The organism is Dyadobacter sp. CECT 9275, assembly GCF_907164905.1.
In the GTDB taxonomy this organism is placed as follows: Bacteria; Bacteroidota; Bacteroidia; order Cytophagales; family Spirosomataceae; genus Dyadobacter; species Dyadobacter helix.
The window spans coordinates 1,910,352-1,926,922 of sequence record NZ_CAJRAF010000001.1; the positions used below are offsets into that span (position 1 = coordinate 1,910,352).

General features: G+C 46.3%; 16 protein-coding genes. 9 read left to right on the top strand and 7 right to left on the bottom strand.

Annotated features, from left to right (window positions below):
• Positions 1–34 precede the first annotated feature (34 nt).
• The 6 genes from KOE27_RS07895 (at position 35) to KOE27_RS07920 (ending at position 6,089) form a co-directional block, all read left to right on the top strand.
• The gene (locus KOE27_RS07895) at positions 35–1,588 is read left to right on the top strand and encodes an aldehyde dehydrogenase family protein (protein ID WP_215238261.1); all 1,554 of its coding nucleotides are present in this window, start codon (positions 35–37) and stop codon (positions 1,586–1,588) included.
• Positions 1,589–1,654: 66 nt separating this feature from the next.
• The gene (locus KOE27_RS07900; RefSeq protein WP_215238262.1) at positions 1,655–2,017 is read left to right on the top strand and encodes a DUF779 domain-containing protein; all 363 of its coding nucleotides are present in this window, start codon (positions 1,655–1,657) and stop codon (positions 2,015–2,017) included.
• Positions 2,018–2,304: 287 nt separating this feature from the next.
• Positions 2,305–3,597, top strand: a complete 1,293-nt coding sequence (locus KOE27_RS07905) for a DEAD/DEAH box helicase (RefSeq protein WP_215238263.1) — start codon at positions 2,305–2,307, stop codon at positions 3,595–3,597.
• 144 nt (positions 3,598–3,741) lie between these two features.
• Positions 3,742–4,467 (top strand): DUF1361 domain-containing protein, encoded by a 726-nt coding sequence (locus KOE27_RS07910; protein ID WP_229252682.1) that lies wholly within the window; start codon positions 3,742–3,744, stop codon positions 4,465–4,467.
• Between the two features lie 164 nt (positions 4,468–4,631).
• Positions 4,632–5,363 (top strand): class I SAM-dependent methyltransferase, encoded by a 732-nt coding sequence (locus KOE27_RS07915; protein WP_215238264.1) that lies wholly within the window; start codon positions 4,632–4,634, stop codon positions 5,361–5,363.
• Between the two features lie 9 nt (positions 5,364–5,372).
• On the top strand, positions 5,373–6,089 hold the full coding sequence (locus KOE27_RS07920; RefSeq protein WP_215238265.1) for a pseudouridine synthase: 717 nt from the start codon (positions 5,373–5,375) through the stop codon (positions 6,087–6,089).
• Here the strand turns inward: KOE27_RS07920 and KOE27_RS07925 are convergent, their stop codons facing one another.
• A complete protein-coding gene (locus KOE27_RS07925; protein ID WP_215238266.1) occupies positions 6,090–7,064 on the bottom strand; it encodes a c-type cytochrome in 975 nt (324 codons plus the stop codon). It abuts the gene before it with no gap.
• 354 nt (positions 7,065–7,418) lie between these two features.
• Between KOE27_RS07925 and KOE27_RS07930 the strand changes: the two genes are divergently transcribed.
• Genes KOE27_RS07930 through KOE27_RS07940 form a run of 3 tightly spaced genes read left to right on the top strand, consistent with a single transcriptional unit; the run spans position 7,419 to position 9,470 of the window.
• A complete protein-coding gene (locus KOE27_RS07930; RefSeq protein ID WP_215238267.1) occupies positions 7,419–7,955 on the top strand; it encodes an LVIVD repeat-containing protein in 537 nt (178 codons plus the stop codon).
• Positions 7,956–8,007: 52 nt separating this feature from the next.
• Positions 8,008–8,778 (top strand): LVIVD repeat-containing protein, encoded by a 771-nt coding sequence (locus KOE27_RS07935; protein ID WP_215238268.1) that lies wholly within the window; start codon positions 8,008–8,010, stop codon positions 8,776–8,778.
• Positions 8,775–9,470, top strand: coding sequence for a DUF3575 domain-containing protein (locus KOE27_RS07940; RefSeq protein ID WP_215238269.1), 696 nt, complete (start codon positions 8,775–8,777; stop codon positions 9,468–9,470). The genes KOE27_RS07935 and KOE27_RS07940 overlap by 4 nt, the downstream gene beginning before the upstream one ends.
• Positions 9,471–9,492: 22 nt before the next feature.
• Here the strand turns inward: KOE27_RS07940 and KOE27_RS07945 are convergent, their stop codons facing one another.
• The 6 genes from KOE27_RS07945 to trxB all read right to left on the bottom strand — a co-directional run bounded on the left by KOE27_RS07945 (position 9,493) and on the right by trxB (position 16,521).
• Positions 9,493–10,941: a purple acid phosphatase family protein gene (locus KOE27_RS07945; protein WP_215238270.1), complete on the bottom strand. Its 1,449-nt coding sequence runs from the start codon at positions 10,939–10,941 to the stop codon at positions 9,493–9,495.
• Between the two features lie 10 nt (positions 10,942–10,951).
• The gene (locus tag KOE27_RS07950; RefSeq protein ID WP_215238271.1) at positions 10,952–12,775 is read right to left on the bottom strand and encodes a cytochrome c peroxidase; all 1,824 of its coding nucleotides are present in this window, start codon (positions 12,773–12,775) and stop codon (positions 10,952–10,954) included.
• A 232-nt stretch (positions 12,776–13,007) separates the two neighbouring features.
• Positions 13,008–13,574 carry a peptide-methionine (R)-S-oxide reductase MsrB gene (msrB, locus tag KOE27_RS07955; protein ID WP_215238272.1) on the bottom strand — a complete coding sequence of 189 codons (567 nt, stop codon included), beginning with the start codon at positions 13,572–13,574 and terminating at the stop codon, positions 13,008–13,010.
• A gap of 96 nt (positions 13,575–13,670) precedes the next feature.
• Positions 13,671–14,402, bottom strand: coding sequence for a bacillithiol biosynthesis deacetylase BshB1 (gene bshB1 / locus KOE27_RS07960; RefSeq protein ID WP_215238273.1), 732 nt, complete (start codon positions 14,400–14,402; stop codon positions 13,671–13,673).
• Between the two features lie 7 nt (positions 14,403–14,409).
• Entirely contained in the window at positions 14,410–15,483 is a 1,074-nt protein-coding gene (locus KOE27_RS07965; protein ID WP_215238274.1) for a M23 family metallopeptidase, read from the bottom strand.
• A gap of 78 nt (positions 15,484–15,561) precedes the next feature.
• The gene (trxB, locus tag KOE27_RS07970; protein WP_215238275.1) at positions 15,562–16,521 is read right to left on the bottom strand and encodes a thioredoxin-disulfide reductase; all 960 of its coding nucleotides are present in this window, start codon (positions 16,519–16,521) and stop codon (positions 15,562–15,564) included.
• Positions 16,522–16,571: the final 50 nt, after the last annotated feature.

The following is a 16,571-nucleotide window of genomic DNA, read 5'->3' on the forward strand; positions in this document are numbered from 1 at the left end:
GTATGGTTATTCATTTAAACTTTTAGCTAAAATCATGGATACAGTAGCAGATAGCCCTAAAGTAGCAACTCCCTCCTATGCGAGTGAGAACCTTGCCAAACGACCACAGTTTAAAGAGAAGTATGGTAATTATATCAACGGACGTTTTGTAGAACCCGTTAAAGGAGAGTATTTTGATAATGTATCACCGATTGACGGACAGGTTTTTACGCAAGCCGCACGGGGTACCCGGGAAGATATAGAACTTGCATTGGATGCTGCGCATGCTGCATTTCCGAAATGGAGCAAAACCGCTGCATCTTACCGCAGCAACCTGCTTTTGAAAATCGCACAGGTAGTTGAAGATAATCTGGAATATCTCGCCGTAGTAGAAACCATAGATAACGGTAAAGCCATCCGCGAAACCCGTGCGGCTGATCTTCCTTTGTGTGTAGATCATTTCAGATATTTTGCGGGCGTGATCCGTGCCGAAGAGGGCAGCGTATCGGAGCATGATGAGAACACGGTTTGTATCAATCTGCATGAACCGCTTGGCGTAGTGGCTCAGATCATTCCATGGAATTTTCCGTTGCTGATGGCAACCTGGAAAATTGCCCCGGCCTTGGCAGCTGGCTGTTGTGTGGTGGTGAAACCGGCCGAGCAAACTCCTACTTCTATCATGATTCTGATGGAGCTGATAGGGGATATACTTCCGGCCGGTGTGCTTAATGTGGTAAGCGGATTTGGCGTGGAGGCAGGGAAACCGCTTGCGTCTTCATCCCGCGTGGCCAAGGTTGCGTTCACGGGAGAAACCACAACGGGCCGGCTGATCATGCAGTATGCTTCCGAAAACCTGATCCCGGTAACCATGGAGCTTGGGGGGAAATCGCCTAATATTTTCTTCCCTTCGGTTGCGGACGCCGACGATGCCTTTTTTGACAAGGCCATTGAAGGTGCAGTACTTTTCGCGCTGAACCAGGGAGAGGTTTGTACCTGTCCGTCCAGGATACTGGTTCACGAAAGTATTTACGATAAGTTTATGCCGAGGGTCATTGAGCGCACCAAAGCCATTAAAATGGGGCATCCGCTGGATGCTACCACGATGATGGGTGCACAGGCATCCAGCGACCAGCACGAGAAAATACTTTCGTATCTGAAAATCGGGAAAGAGGAGGGCGCGGAAGTACTTACTGGCGGTGATGCACAGAAATTTGAAAATGGTATCTCAGGAGGTTACTACATACAGCCAACCATCTTCAAAGGACACAATAAAATGAGGATTTTTCAGGAGGAGATTTTTGGACCGGTGGTCTGCGTCACCACTTTCAAAACTACTGAGGAAGCGATAGAAATTGCAAATGATACGCTGTACGGACTGGGTGCAGGTGTGTGGACGCGCGACGCACATGAGATATACCAGGTTCCCAGGGCGATTCAGGCGGGCCGGGTATGGGTCAACAACTACCATGCTTATCCGGCGCATGCACCATTTGGTGGGTATAAAAAATCGGGTTTTGGTCGCGAAAACCATAAAATGATGTTAGGCTATTATCGACAAACTAAAAATATGCTAATCTCTTATGATCAGAACAAACTTGGATTTTTCTGATCGGGAGCGGGCAGGCGGGGGATTTATTAAAAATCTCCCGCTTTTCGAAACGTAACGATTTATGTCATGACGGAAAGGGTATTGATTACGCCGGAGGCAGAGAAAGTAGTTCGGCAGCTCCAGGAGCGTTATGGTGAGCTCATGTTTCACCAAAGTGGCGGATGCTGCGACGGATCTCAACCCATGTGTTTTGAGAAGGGGGAGTTCAGAACGGGTGACAGTGACGTACTGCTGGGTATTATTGCCGGCTGTGACTTTTACATGAGCCGCGATCAGTTTGAATACTGGCAGCATACGCAGCTGACAATAGATGTAACACCGGGGCGAGGCGCAAGTTTTTCGTTGGAGATTCCCATGGGCATCCGGTTTATTACCAGGTCAAGACTATATTCGGAAGAGGAGGCACGGGAGTTGGCGGCCATTGGCTAGAAGTAAAGTTGTTTAGTAGTGCGAAGAGAAGCGGAGCGGACAGAGGGTTTTTCCCTGCCTGCATTCCGCTCTCTTTTGTATGGTGTCACCATGAATTTTGAATGAAACAGATGTTTCAAGGCGCTTAATTGTCCTGCAATCCGGGCCCGCTCCTTTTTCCTTATCTTTTTAATTACTATATTTGTTGAAAATCAAGCGGTTTGCTGACTGGGAAATTGAAGTCAGCTCTTTAATAACACTTGTTAATGGTTTGATAATCATGTCCATTAATCCTAAAAAGCTGAATTTTGAATTTCAACGAATTTGAACTCCACGAGGACGTCATAAACGCCGTGGAATCTATGAATTATTCTCAGGCAACACCCATTCAGGAGCAAGCCATTCCTTATATCCTTCAGGGAAAAGATCTTTTAGCCTGCGCGCAAACCGGTACCGGCAAAACAGCGGCTTATCTGATACCCATTCTTGACAAAGTTGCGCACGAGTCCAACCAGCATACGGGCGCTTTGATACTGGTACCCACCCGTGAGCTCGCCGTTCAAATTGACCAGCAGATTCAGGGGCTTGGATATTTCGTTGGTGCCACCAGTATTGCGGTATATGGCGGTAACAAAGGCCCGGAATGGGATCAGCAGAAAAAAGCACTTTCGCAGGGAGCTGATATCATTATTGCAACACCCGGCAGGCTCATTGCTCATTTACAGCTTGGGTATGTCAATTTCAGCCATCTTAAGCATCTGGTGCTGGATGAGGCCGACAGGATGCTGGACATGGGTTTTTTGGGGGATATCATGAAAATCATGAGTTTTCTTCCCAACAAACGTCAGACGCTTATGTTCTCGGCAACCATGCCTGGCAAGATCGGTGAACTTGCCAAACGTATCCTGCATGAGCCGGAGGAAGTAAGGCTCGCTGTATCCCGCCCTGCTGATCGAATTGACCAGCAATTTTACATGGCTACTGATAACCAGAAATTACCGCTGTTGCTGCATTTGCTGAAGGAAGCCAGGAATTCAAGTATGGTACTTTTTACCTCCCGCAAAAATACCGTTGAGCCCATTGTGCGTGCACTCCGAAAACTTGGAATGGATTCAAGAGGTATATCTTCTGATTCCGAGCAGGCCGAAAGGGAAATTGTGCTGCGCGATTTCAAAAACAAGGTGTTCCCCGTGTTGGTAGCTACGGATGTCCTTTCACGCGGAATTGACATTGATAATCTCAGTCATGTTGTTAATTACGACGTTCCACGTGATCCCGAAGATTATGTACACCGGATTGGCCGTACCGCCCGGGCTGAGTCCAAAGGAATTGCCATTACCTTTATCAATGAGAGTGACCAGAAATACGTTCTGAAGATTGAGAGACTTTTTGAAAAGGAATTAGAAAAGAAATCAATAACAGCCGACCTTGGCCTGGGAGACGCCCCTGTATTTGATGCACGCCGGCAGCGAAGCACCGGAGGCTTCAAAAAGAAACATGGGAAACGTACTCCAGCAGCCCAAAATGAGACTTCTCCCACCCCTAACCCCAAGAGAAAACCGAGAAGAAAACCCAAGCCACCGGTACAAGCCGGGGCATAACCCTGTGTTCGTTCAATCATGCTGGAATAGAAATTTACGCATTACTTCTTTGACCAAATCAAGGAAGTAAAGAGGTATCGCCTTTTTTCTGTTTCATTTGCTTTACTATTTGATGGCGTTATGAAAAACTAAAATAGAAAGCGTTTGGAAAGGTTAATAGAATGGATCAAAAATTATAAGTTTAGTGTACAGGATCCCCCCATCATATCACTGGAGGGATTGTTTTCGATGCTCCTGCTGCTTTTGCTGAGCCTTGTTGCGGTATTCTTCCACCTGATCCGAATTTTTTTTAATTCTCCGGTCGATTTCTCGATGGACTGGAATTTATTCCTCAGCTGGATTCCGCTGATCGTTGCTTTTATCGCCAACAATCTTACGAAACGATTTAAAAACAGCGCCATTCTGCTATTTCTGCTGAGTATGGTCTGGATCGTTTTTTTACCAAATGCGCCCTATATGATCACCGACCTGGCGCATCTGACCGTAGATTATCACCGAGACCTTACCTGGCACGACGTCATCATGCTGTTTTTTTATGCGGAAGTAAGTCTTTTCAATGGTTTGGTTTCAGTTTATTGGATCCATCAGTCTTGGAACCGTTCATTTTCAAAAAGGCTTACCCGGATACTCTTACTTTCAAGTTTTCCGCTTGCAGGTTTTGGCGTATACCTGGGGCGCGTTCGGAGAATGAACAGCTGGGACATCGTCCATAATCCTAAGGCCATTGTCAATAATCTAATCGACAGCCTGATGGACAGAACGGCCCTTTTGCTGAGCCTGGAAATAGGGATTCTGCTCGCCATTCTGTATCTGGTTCTCTGGGTGATCATCCGGTTCAGGATTAGATATAAAGAACGTATTGTTAAATGATGTTGGAGGAATTGCCGCAAATTTGTAGGTTTATGTTTTACTTTCTGAATTTCCTGACGAAAAAAAGGCTTGAATTTAAGGCATTGAAGCTGAGTTTGTTAGGTGGTCCTGTTTAGGGCTTTTCAGAAAGAGTGTAATCCAAGTCGATACTGATAACCTCTTATATGCAACTTTCGGAAAATATAAAGTCTTCTTATTCAGAACAATATGATTTGAGCACGGTAGCCTGGCGAACGATGGGTGCCAGGTATAAAGCGCAGAATATCGTAGCGCTCGCAAAAAATATCAGTTTTGAAAATGTTCTGGAAGTTGGTGCCGGGGAAGGAAGCATATTAAGCTGGCTTTCGCAGTGGGATTTCAGTCAGGATTTAAATTGTGTAGAGATTTCGGAAAGCGGCATTGAAATTATCAAATCCAAGCATATCAAAAATTTGAAGGATGTGGTACTCTTTGACGGTTACCGTATTCCTTACGCCGATAATCATTTTGACCTGGTGATTTGCTCTCATGTAATGGAGCATGTTGAACACGAGAGGATACTGTTAAGAGAAATAAAAAGGGTGTCAAAGTACCAGATATTTGAAGTACCTATAGACTTTTCATTTTATGTCGACAGGAAGCTTAAACATTTTCTTTCCTACGGGCATATTAACATTTATACACCCGGACTGTTTCGTTTTCTGTTAAAATCGGAACAATTTCAGGTACTGAACGACATCTGTTATTTATATGAAAAAGAAATGCTGGAGCCGCTTTTTAAAGACAATCCAATGGGGCTGAGGCTCACCCGACTCAAACAGTTTTTTCTTAAGAATATACCTTATCTGCGGGGGATTAAGCCCAATGCCTATGCCGTACTCACTGCAAAAAGTGACGAGAAGTTATCCATTTTCTGACCATTATTTTTGAATTCCTCCGGTACTACATCTCTCGAAATTATTTATCAGGACGAGTTTCTTGTGGCCGTTAATAAACCGCATGGACTGCTGGTACACAGAAGCCCGATTGCGGTAGATGCTGATGAGTTTGCCGTTCAGATACTCAGAAACCAGCTAGGGCAGAAGGTATACCCCGTTCATCGTCTCGACAGAAAGACTGGAGGCGTACTTTTGTTTGCTCTCTCGGAAGAAATGAACAGTGTTATGCAGCAAATGTTTGCTGCCGGAACGGTACATAAGCATTATTTTGCCATTGTAAGAGGGTTTACACCGGATACGCTGGAAATTGATTATCCTCTGAAAAAGGAAGACGGACAAATTCAGGATGCGCAGACAAGCCTTGTAACGCTGGCTAAAACGGAAATAGAAGTCGCTTTTGGAAAACATCCTACTTCACGATACTCCCTGGTGAAGCTGACACCCGCCACGGGCCGTATGCACCAGCTCCGGAAACACATGGCGCATATTTTTCACCCGATCATTGGCGACAGGCCGCATGGCTGCAACAAGCAAAACCGATTTTTTATGGAGCATTTCAGCATGACCACCATGCTTTTACATGCCGCTTCTGTTACTTTCTTGCATCCCCAAACCAAAAAGGAAACAACGATTGAGGCGGTTCGGCAGGCTGAATTTCAGAGAATGACCAAAGTACTTGGGTTTGATCATTCTCTGAATAGCTGATTATAATGGCTGGAATTTCACTACGTCGTTTTTAATCGGAGCCAGTGTTTTCAGATAAGCATAAATGGCTTTCAGATCATCTTCTTCCATACCTGCATACATATTCCAGGGCATCGGGCTGTTCATTTCGTTTGGCCCCACCGCATGCGGAACGTATCCCGAATCCGCGAAAACCTTGAATCGTTTCACAAATGCTTCTTCACTCCACTTGCCAATACCTGTTTCGGCATCCGGTGTAATATTGGCTGACCGGGTAATGCCACCGGGCATACGGAAGTCCATCCCGCCGCCAAATTCCGTTCCCGGAATTTTGTTTCCTTTGTCTGTCTTGCTGTGGCAGTCCACGCAGCTGGCACTTGTAACCAGATATTTGCCATAAGCTATCTGGTCCGATTTGGAGGGCATTTTCATGGGGTTACCCTTGGCAGGCATGGTGTTGATCAGGATGCTTACGGGGAAATCGGGGGCGCCTTTTGGTACATCATTTTTTACAGGTTTCAGAGAACGGATGTAGGCAATAATGCTGTATACATCTTCTGTGTCCATCTGGCCAAAAGCGTGGTAGGGCATAACAGGAAACAAGGCACTTCCGTCTTTGCTTACACCTGTCGTAACCGCCCTGAATATTTCTCCGTCCGTCCAGTCACCTAGTGCATAAGGGGTAATGTTTCGGGCGTAGAACGTACCGGGGAAACCCATTTCAGGGCCGAATTTCTCGCCGCCGCCACCCATATCGCCGGGTTTCACAGGTCCAGCGAAAAGATTCCACTCCCGGGTACTGTGACAATCCATACAAACGGTGACATGATTGGCGAGGTATTCGCCGCGTTCGAGGCGTTGTGGTGTTCTTTCAATTGTAATTTCTTGTACAGGGCCGGTGTCGGGTAATGCCAATTTAACATAAGCAACGGCTCCGGCCACGATCAGCAGCAGAAGGGCTATAATAAAACCGGTAATTTTCAGAGCTTTTTTCATGAGTAAAGGCGAATAATTGATATAACTAAAATTAAAGAGATTAACAGGAACCTTCTTCTTTCATCTTTACGAGACGGAAAAAATACGGATCAAAGCCCAAAATTATGGAGTTGAAACAGGATAGAGAAATATTGTTATTTAATGGTAAATAAGCAGATTAGGAAGTAAACAGAGGTTATTATGCGTACCGGGACTTCCTGTTTTGAGCTAACTATGATGGCGGATGGATATTTGGGCTGGCTATATATGTTCGTGGTTAAAAGAATCTTGATGGTCCAATTCGATAATAAACCGTAAGCTGTGCAACGTTTTGTGACCGCGAGGTGTCAACAAAAATAAAAGGCTGAATCTCGTATGAAAAATTTTCTGCTGTTGCTGCTTGCCGTTTCCCTGTTTGCCTGTCAGGTGAATGTGGATGATGGGACGCCTTCCGATATTCCTTTTGACGGCACCTGCTACCGGCCGGTTTATGCTTCGGAATCAGAGACTAAAAAGATTGAGGTTCTTCCCGCAATGGCCCTCTCGGAACCGGGAAAGATATATTTTCTGAATCCGTATATCTTCATCAACGAAAAGGGAAAAGGAGTTCACATCGTAGACAATTCCGATCCCAGGAATCCACGGAATCTGTCGTTTATTTCTATTCCGGGTAATTATGACATTGCTGCCAAAGGTACCTGGCTCTACGCAGATAATGCATCTGACCTGCTTGTATTCGACATCAGCAACCCGGTTGATCCGAAGTTGTCCAAAAGAATAGAAACCGCCATTCCGGTTACTAACTATCCTTCGGTTACCAACGTTTATTTTGAATGTGCTGATAGCAAAAAGGGAACTGTAGTGGGCTGGGAAAAAATACCGATGTCCGCCAGGCCAAATTGTTACCGGTAGGTATATCGGTGTATCGGATTTATCACCTGCTTTTTTTACCAATGACAATACTATGAAAATATTCATCCGGCTATTTCTGATCAGCCTGACTGTCACAGGAAATTTATGCATACTGACCTCCTGTGATACTCAAAAGGCCGATTCCGCGTCCGTAAATCCTCAGAATGGAGTAGGAGGTTCCATGGCGCGTTTTGCTATAACAGGTAATACGCTCTACATTGTATCCAAACAAGCACTGGAAGTTTATGACATCACCAGCGGTGGTGAGCCTGTCAAAAAAGTAAAAAAGGAGATGGGTGTAGGGATAGAAACCATTTTCCCCTATCAGAACCACCTGTACATCGGGGCCAGCGACGGGATGTATATCTATTCCAATTCAAGTCCGCAAAATCCTCAGTTTTTGTCAAAATACACACACATCCAGTCTTGCGATCCCGTGGTGGTACAGGATCAGTTTGCTTACGTAACCCTGCGCAGCGGTGTAATGTGCCGTCCCTGGGCCGGCCAGAGTTCTCTGGATGTGGTAGACGTGAGCAATCCTGCCAATCCGCGAATGATCAGTTCGCAACCCATGCAGACGCCCTATGGACTGGGAGTTTCGGGTAATAAGCTTTTTGTTTGTGAAGGGGATAATGGACTGAAAGTCATGGATATTTCACAGCCCGGCCAGCCGGTTTTAAAAAAGCATTTCACTACAGTACCTTCTTACGATGTAATTGTGAGAGCAAATCATTTGATGATAACCGGGAGAGATGGTTTTTTACAGTACACTTTTGACGATCAGGATCGGGTTGAATTCCTGAGCAAAATACCGGTAGAATGAGGAAAATTGTAATGTTTGTTTTGTCTTTTTGCCTGTTGGGAACTGCCTTTGCGCAGATAAACCCGGAGGAGTCCCGGAAGCATATTATTTTGAAAGTGATGCCGCTGGGTATGTTTGACGTGGATAATACCTTCCAGCTTGGGGCGGAAATACCTTTTCCTGACAACCGGTTTACCGTTCAGCAGGAGGCAGGTTATGGGCATTCCAGTTTCAATATCTGGTACAACGATGCTGATAGCGGCGGTCGGCCGGATAAGAATACGATCAAAACACGGACGCAGCTGCGCTTTTATTTCTATCAGAAAAGATTTGCAAGGTCCTACGTGGCAGGGGAGTACCTGTTTAAAAGAGTTGTGAATAAAGAAACACGCTGGGTGGGAACAGATTGTGCCACAACAGGCGGCTGCTCTTTCTTTGAATACAAGGAAGTACGTTTTGGACGGTTCGTGAATGCGTTGCATGTGAAGGCGGGCTGGCAGTTTTATTTTGCCAACCGCATGACAATGGACCTTTACACTGGATTGGGGCTGAGGAAACCTACGTATCGGACATTGACACCGAATGCAGAGAACCTCAGCCCGCGAGACAACTGGTTATGGTGGAGCGGAGACTGGGCAGATGGCGGGGAGGTAATACCAAGCCTGGCTTTTGGTTTTTCTATTGGTGTAACATTGGGTAAGTTCAATAAATAAGCCTGGTATTTACAAGCCCCGGTTACTTGCCCGGAGTTTTTGCAGGCGCCAGAATTTTGTCCTTGAGTAAAATTTTCTCGTCGCTTTTGCTTACATCCTTCATCATTGTAAACTGATCACGTATCTCACCATCTGAGCAGATCCATTTCAATTCCAGTCTGTTCCCTTCTGCTTCCAGCATCACGGCTCCGCCAATCTCATTGTTGGAGTAATACATGGCATTGTGCGGGTAACCTTCCTTATGCCCGCCTAATGCTCCCGATGAACCACTTACCACGTACACCGTGCCCTGGTTATTCTCTTGCTTTTTCAGGTACGGAGCCGAATTTTTGGTTCCGTTATACAGTCCGGTTGAAGTACTGAGTTCATACTTTTTGGAGTCGAAATCGGCTTCCATCCCATAATAGCCTTTCAGCAGTTTGGAACGCTCATACACATGGCTATGTCCGCAAATGATCAGGTCTACTCCCTGCTCTTCCAGTACTTTGATAAAATTCTGACGGATGCTGACCAGAGATTTTTCGGTATCGGAATTGTGAGAACCCATGGTATAGGGAGGGTGATGCCAGTAGGCCACCACCCATTTGCTTTTATTAGCGGCCAGATCTTTCTTTACCCATTCCACCTGCTCGCCCTCGTCATACATATACAATCCTTTGAAGTCGGGCCCGTACGAATCCAGTGATAAAAAATGGACATTCCCGATGTCATAGGAATAGTACGACTGGGTATTCGATGGAACGCCGCCTGCTTCACCCTGCGTGGGCATGGTGAAATTCTGATAGTAAGCAATTTTGTGTTTATCTGATGCCGAAGCAGATGCAAAGTCGTGGTAATCGTGATTACCCGGGCTTGTAAAAAGCGGGTAGTTTTTCAGCAGATTATCTTTGTAGTTATTGAAGAATTTGGCCTGGTATTCCGCATCCGTGCCGTCGCCATAGGCGTTGTCTCCCATCAGGATCCAGGCATTGATAGGTTTTTCTGCCACTACCTTAACGATAGCATCGCGCACGAGCCTCTGATTGATGGAGTTGTTTCCGCAATCACCAAAACCTGCTACCCTGATCAACTGCTGGCTGCCTTTTTCAGGAAGCGTATAAAAATAGTTGGAAGCATCTCCCTGCAGTGTGGTATCTGCCAGGTTACCCACCGTATAATAATATTTGGTATAGGGTTTGAGGTTGCTCAGCTTGATGATATGCTCTGAAACCAGCGTGGAGTCGTCGGTCTGCCATTCCAGATTATCACTGGAAAGACCGTATCTCACCCGGCTTCTGTCGTATACGTTGGTGCGCCAACGGACTACCATACTGGTAGGCGTGGCAGCCTGCAGATAGGGACCGCGGATGAGGTCGGCCTGGATACCTTTTAGTTGTCTTTTTGATGGCGCAGGAAGTTTAGCAGGTTTCTTTTGGGAAAACCCCAAAAGAGGGAGGATCACGAGCAGGAGAATTTTAAACGTTGTTTTCATTTTAGAGTATTTAATTGGCAATGGAATCTGTGAGAGAATCGATAAATGAAATGATATGATCAATTTCAGCAGCTGTTAAATTCAGGGGATTGGGCGAGAGCGTCTGGTCCGTTATACCCAGGCCCAGCCCGGTACCTCCGCCGCGGTTGTAAAACTCCATCAGTGAGTTCAATGTTTGAAATGAACCATTATGCATATAAGGAGCAGTTTTTGACGCATTTCTGACGGTGGGTGTTTTGAACGCCCCCTTGTAGTAACGGATATGGAAGAGATCGTATCGTCCCAGGTCATCGTCCTTCCTTGGGTGCTCAGGGTCTTCATTTTCGGGAGTGCCCAGCACTTCCACTTCAGAAATGTCATAAAGAGGTGGCAAAAGCGAATTGAAATAGGGCAGAAAATGACAGGTACCGCATTGGGCCTTGCCCATAAAAAGATTAAATCCCGTAATTTGTTCAGAGGATAATGCCTCTTTATCTCCTGCAATGTACCTGTCAAAAGGCGAGTTCATTGGGCTGAGGCTGGCTACGTAAGCGGCCAGGGAGACGGCAATTTCGGAAAGGCCCGTTTCTTTGCTATTTTTATCCGGAAAAGCGGCCTTAAAAAGGGGACTGTATTTTTCGCTTCCAATAATCCTTTCACTAAGTAGTTCCTCGTTACCATCCATTTCCAACGGATTGAAAATTACATTTTTAATCTGGTCTTCGAGCGTGGCAGCCCGGCCGTCCCAAAACTGCATGTGTTGCTGGCCAGCATATAAGAGGGTGGGAGTATGACGCTTTAAAACGGAGCCAGCATGCAGTGAAGGGCTTTTTACAAGGTTATCGTTAAAATAATTCTGGGGTTGATGGCAGCTGGCACAGCTGTTAACCTGTTTGCCGGAAAGCGCTTTGTCATGAAACAGCATTTTGCCCAGGTTTTGTATATCCTTGTTTTTAAGCGTATCATCCGTCAACCCGATATTGCGGAAAGCGTCAGGACTGAAAATATGGCTGGCCTGATGATTGAGATGGGTAGTGGAATTAATATCCAATCCCAACTTTCGGGTGAGTATCCCAAGTTCTTTTTGCAGCGGCAACCCGATCTGCGTCAGGAATTTCATTCTGTCAAATGAGTCAAAATCCTGGGATGCCGATAAGGATCTAACCGCAAGGTCCAGCAGTGTCACAAGGGTTTTACTACCCGGCGGGTCTTGGTTGAGATATGGTTTTAAAACATACTGCAAAGCGCTCATTGCCTCACCTGATTCGGCAATCCCGGTTTTAAGTGAAGGGGCATCATAACCTGCAAGAGATAAGGCCATGATACGGATCAGCTCAATTCTCAGACTTTCCAGTACCTGTTCGTCACTGATCTCGAACTGGTACAGCAATGATTTTAAGTCTTGTACCGAAGTATACAGCGCGTCCGCGTGAAGCAGCAACGCTTGTTTGTTGTGTAGTACTTCCGGATCATATAACAGGGCCTCAATCTGCTGAAACCCCATGGGTTCCACCAGTTCAAGTGTGGGCTCTTCCACTTCAAAAACCGGAGCGGCATTGTACATCCGTGTTTCACTGTGAAAGAAATATTCCGTAAAAAATTCAATACTTTTAAAATGCAGGCGACTTACAGCAAGTTGTTTGCGGGCTTTGATAACGGAAGAGGTATCTGCGCTGAGCATGCTGATCGCATCATACAGATCCTTTGTTGACTGAGCGAGTGCCCCGGTATTTTTTACGAAATATTCCAGCGTCAGGTCCGTACCGATGGGCTGCTTGTTACTCTTCTGGCTGGCTTTAAAAGAGATAAGCAGAAATGCAGGTAGGGCGAGAAGTAGCAGCGTTTTCCGTTTCATCAAGTCAATTGCTATGACAATAGTACTGCCCGAAGTTGAGAAGAGACCGTTTTCTGAGAAGAAAAAATTATTAATTTATTGTTAACTGGTGGGAAACTCAGATGGGAATACGGGATGTGTTGCACAGCGCCGCTTGCATTCTGAAGATATGGATCAACAGGCAGGGAAGAAAAAAGCCGGAGCATTTCCTGATAAGGACCACCCCGGCTTTTCAAATATCCGATTCTGCAAACTAACTGCCGCTCTCCGATTTTTTTGTTTTGTTATATTTTTTCTCGGCTGTTTGAGCTTTTTCAAAATCCAGTACCACCCCGTTGATACAATAACGCAAACCTGTTGGCGGAGGGCCATCGTTAAAAACATGGCCCAGGTGAGAGTCACATCTGCCACACATTACCTCGGTACGTTCCATACCATAACTTTTGTCGCTGGCATAGATAATCGATTTTTTACTTATGGGCTCGTAGAAGCTCGGCCACCCGCAGCCGCTTTCAAATTTTGTATCACTTTTGAAAAGGGCGTTACCGCAAACGGCGCAGTAATAAGTACCAATTTCTTTGGAATGCTCAAACGGGCTGGTATTAGGCCGTTCTGTTCCTTTCAGGCGCGCCACCTCATATACCTCGGGGGTGAGCAGATTCTTCCATTCCTCATTGGATTTCTTCACTTTTTTGGTATCAGTTCTGCTGAAGGGTATATCGCTTTTTTTCTCAGCGGGTTTGTTGTCCGATTGTCCGTAACAATCATATAACATAACGGCCAACACGCAAGTCATCAGGCTCATTGCGATCTGTTTCATACTGTTACTGGTTTGATGTACAGTTGATATACGATAAAATTGCTGAAAAGGTTGACCTTTCCTCAACTTTCTTTTGAGGCATTTAGCTTTGAGATATTACAAAAACACACCGAGGTCTTTCAGTCCCAGCATACGGGAGGAGGTGAATCCTTCGCCGTAGGGAACCCCAATGGCGTGGCCCATTTCGCGTGCGCGGGCAATAATAAACTCAAGGAAATCGGGTGTGGAGATATAGCTCTGCGGCTCGTTGCTTAGCGCGTTATACTCAGGAACATGAAACTGACTTTTAAATTCGCGGATGGCCTGCAGCTTCTGCTCATGCACCTCCGAAATATCGATCACAAAATCGGGTTGGATATAACGATCCTGGATGGCGTGAAAAACATTTTTGGGCCGCCAGGCTTCCTGTTCGGTACCCTTTTCGTCCAGGGTTTTGATCATCCGGAGGCCCGCATAAAAGCAGCTGTCCGCAACGAGCCTGCCACCACGGCCATGGTCAGGATGACGGTCGTCAATGGCGTTCGTGATAACAATATCCGGGCGGTACTTCCTGATAAAAGGAATAATGGCCTTTTGCTGATCCTCGCTGTTGGTAAAGAAGGCGTCGGACAGTCCAACATTTTCCCTGACAGATACGTTTAAAACCCGAGCGGCGTTTTGCGCCTCCTGCAACCTGCCTTCGGGTGTCCCGCGCGTGCCGAGTTCTCCCCGGGTAAGATCCACAATACCCACTTTTTTTCCGAGCGCGATCTGCGTAAGCAAGGTCCCGGCGCAACACAGTTCCACGTCGTCCGGATGTGCGGTAATGGCAAGTATATCAAGTTTCATTTTATAGCTATTTGATGCGCAGCTTCTGCCCAAGGCGTAAAGTTGAGCGCGTAGAAATTCGGTTCCTTCTTGCAATAGACGATACACTCACACCATAGCGCGATGCAATGGAAGAAAGAGTATCTCCGGATCGTACTTTATGCAGTACGGATCGGGTATAGGAAGCAGGAGCATCACCGGATTCAAATTCACTTTTACTTGACTTGCCCCTTAAATGGTTCCATACCTCACTGGTAAGCATAAAATGGTCGGAGCGGATTTGCTTTTGCTCCCAGTCAAAAATATTACGGGGATCAAAAGGATTTCCCTCGTAGCGGTTTTCATAATGCAAATGTGACCCCGTGCTTCTTCCCGTATTTCCGCCCAGGCCAATGACCTCCCCGGCTTTCACAATCTGCCCGGACTCAACCAGCTGTTTGGACAAATGGCCGTACAATGTTTCCAGTCCGTTATAGTGCCTCACCACAATAAAACGCCCATAACCGCTTCCATCCCAGGCTACAATCCTGATCATTCCGTCGTAGGTACTGCGGACAGAATCGCCCGTATCCAGGTCCAGATCTGTACCATTGTGCCAGCGGCCCCAGCGGTAACCAAAATTGGATGTAGGCCGGGTGATGGTCATGGGGGTACTCCACAGGCGGTTTATTGCGGGGTCATACAATTTAAGATCTATGGGCTCGTCAAAGTCAAGCGGATTAAGGCCATAGGGATTAATGATACGGGCATCCCAGATGGCGTAATATTCTGCAGCTTTTACCCAGTCGTCTCCCACGAGCAGGGAATCCACCATTTCTACTACCTCGGGCTCTCCTTCATCCAGTGTGGAAGTATCTTCACTCACAACCGGATTAAGCGGTTTTACAGGTTCAAACTGGCTCTGAAATTTAAGATTTGAACTTTCTACCTGGTATTCATCCTCGACCTGTGGTGTTGCAGCTTTTGTGGGACCTTCATTTCCGTTGTTACCGGTCTGGTTGATTTTTGGGTTATTTTTAAATTTACCCCGTTCCTGTGCCTGCGCGTTTTGCGAGATGATGCACACCAATATCAACAAACCTGTAATAAGCGTTCCTTTCATAAATAAAAATACCGCCAGCTTACTTAACAGGGCCCTTAAGTAAGCTGACTTTTAAATTTCTAACTGTTTTGGGTTATTCTAAGCGGTCTCTTCCATCGCCACTTCCACCTCTCTTTCCACCAGGAAACGCTCTGCATCCAAAGCCGCCATACAACCGGTTCCGGCAGCTGTTACTGCCTGGCGGTATACATTGTCCTGGGCGTCACCACAGGCAAATACGCCTTTGATGTTGGTGCACGAACTTCCTTTGATGGTCTGGATATATCCGGTTTCGTCCATGTGGAGGTAACCTTTGAAAATATCCGTATTGGGTTTATGGCCAATTGCAACGAAGAAACCGGTTGCTGTAAGTACGCTTTCTTCGCCGGTTTTATTGTTTCGTACCAAAACACTTTCCAGTTCTTCCTCTCCGTTCAGTCTGACGGTTTCGGTATTCCAGAGAATTTCGATATTGGGAAGTGTCTCCAAACGTTTCTGCATGATCTTGGAGGCGCGCATTTCGTCGCGTCTTACCAGCAGGTAAACTTTACGGCAAAGTTTGGCAAGATAACTGGCTTCTTCCGCAGCCGTGTCTCCTGCCCCAACCACTACAACGTCCTGGCCACGGAAAAAGAAACCATCACAAACGGCACAAGCGGAAACGCCGCGGCCATTCAGCCTTTCTTCGCCATCAATGCCCAGCCATTTGGCAGAAGCGCCAGTGGAAATAATGACTGCATTGGCTTCAATTTCTTTTTTGCCGTCAATGATCACTTTATGCGGATAACCGGTGAAATCTACCTCGGTTGCCATGCCGTAACGGATATCCGTTCCGAACCTTCTGGCTTGTTTTTCAAAATTAATCATCATTTCCGGGCCTGAAATACCATCAGGATAGCCCGGGTAGTTATCCACTTCGGTAGTGATGGTAAGTTGTCCGCCAGGCTGTGAGCCCTGGTATAAAACCGGATTAAGTCCGGCCCGTGAAGCGTATATGGCAGCGGTGTAACCGGCAGGGCCGGAACCGATAATCAGACAGTCAATTTTTTCGGGTGTCATCAGAATTCTTTCGGGTAATATTTAGTATTTCGTTTTTTCATTCCGGCTCG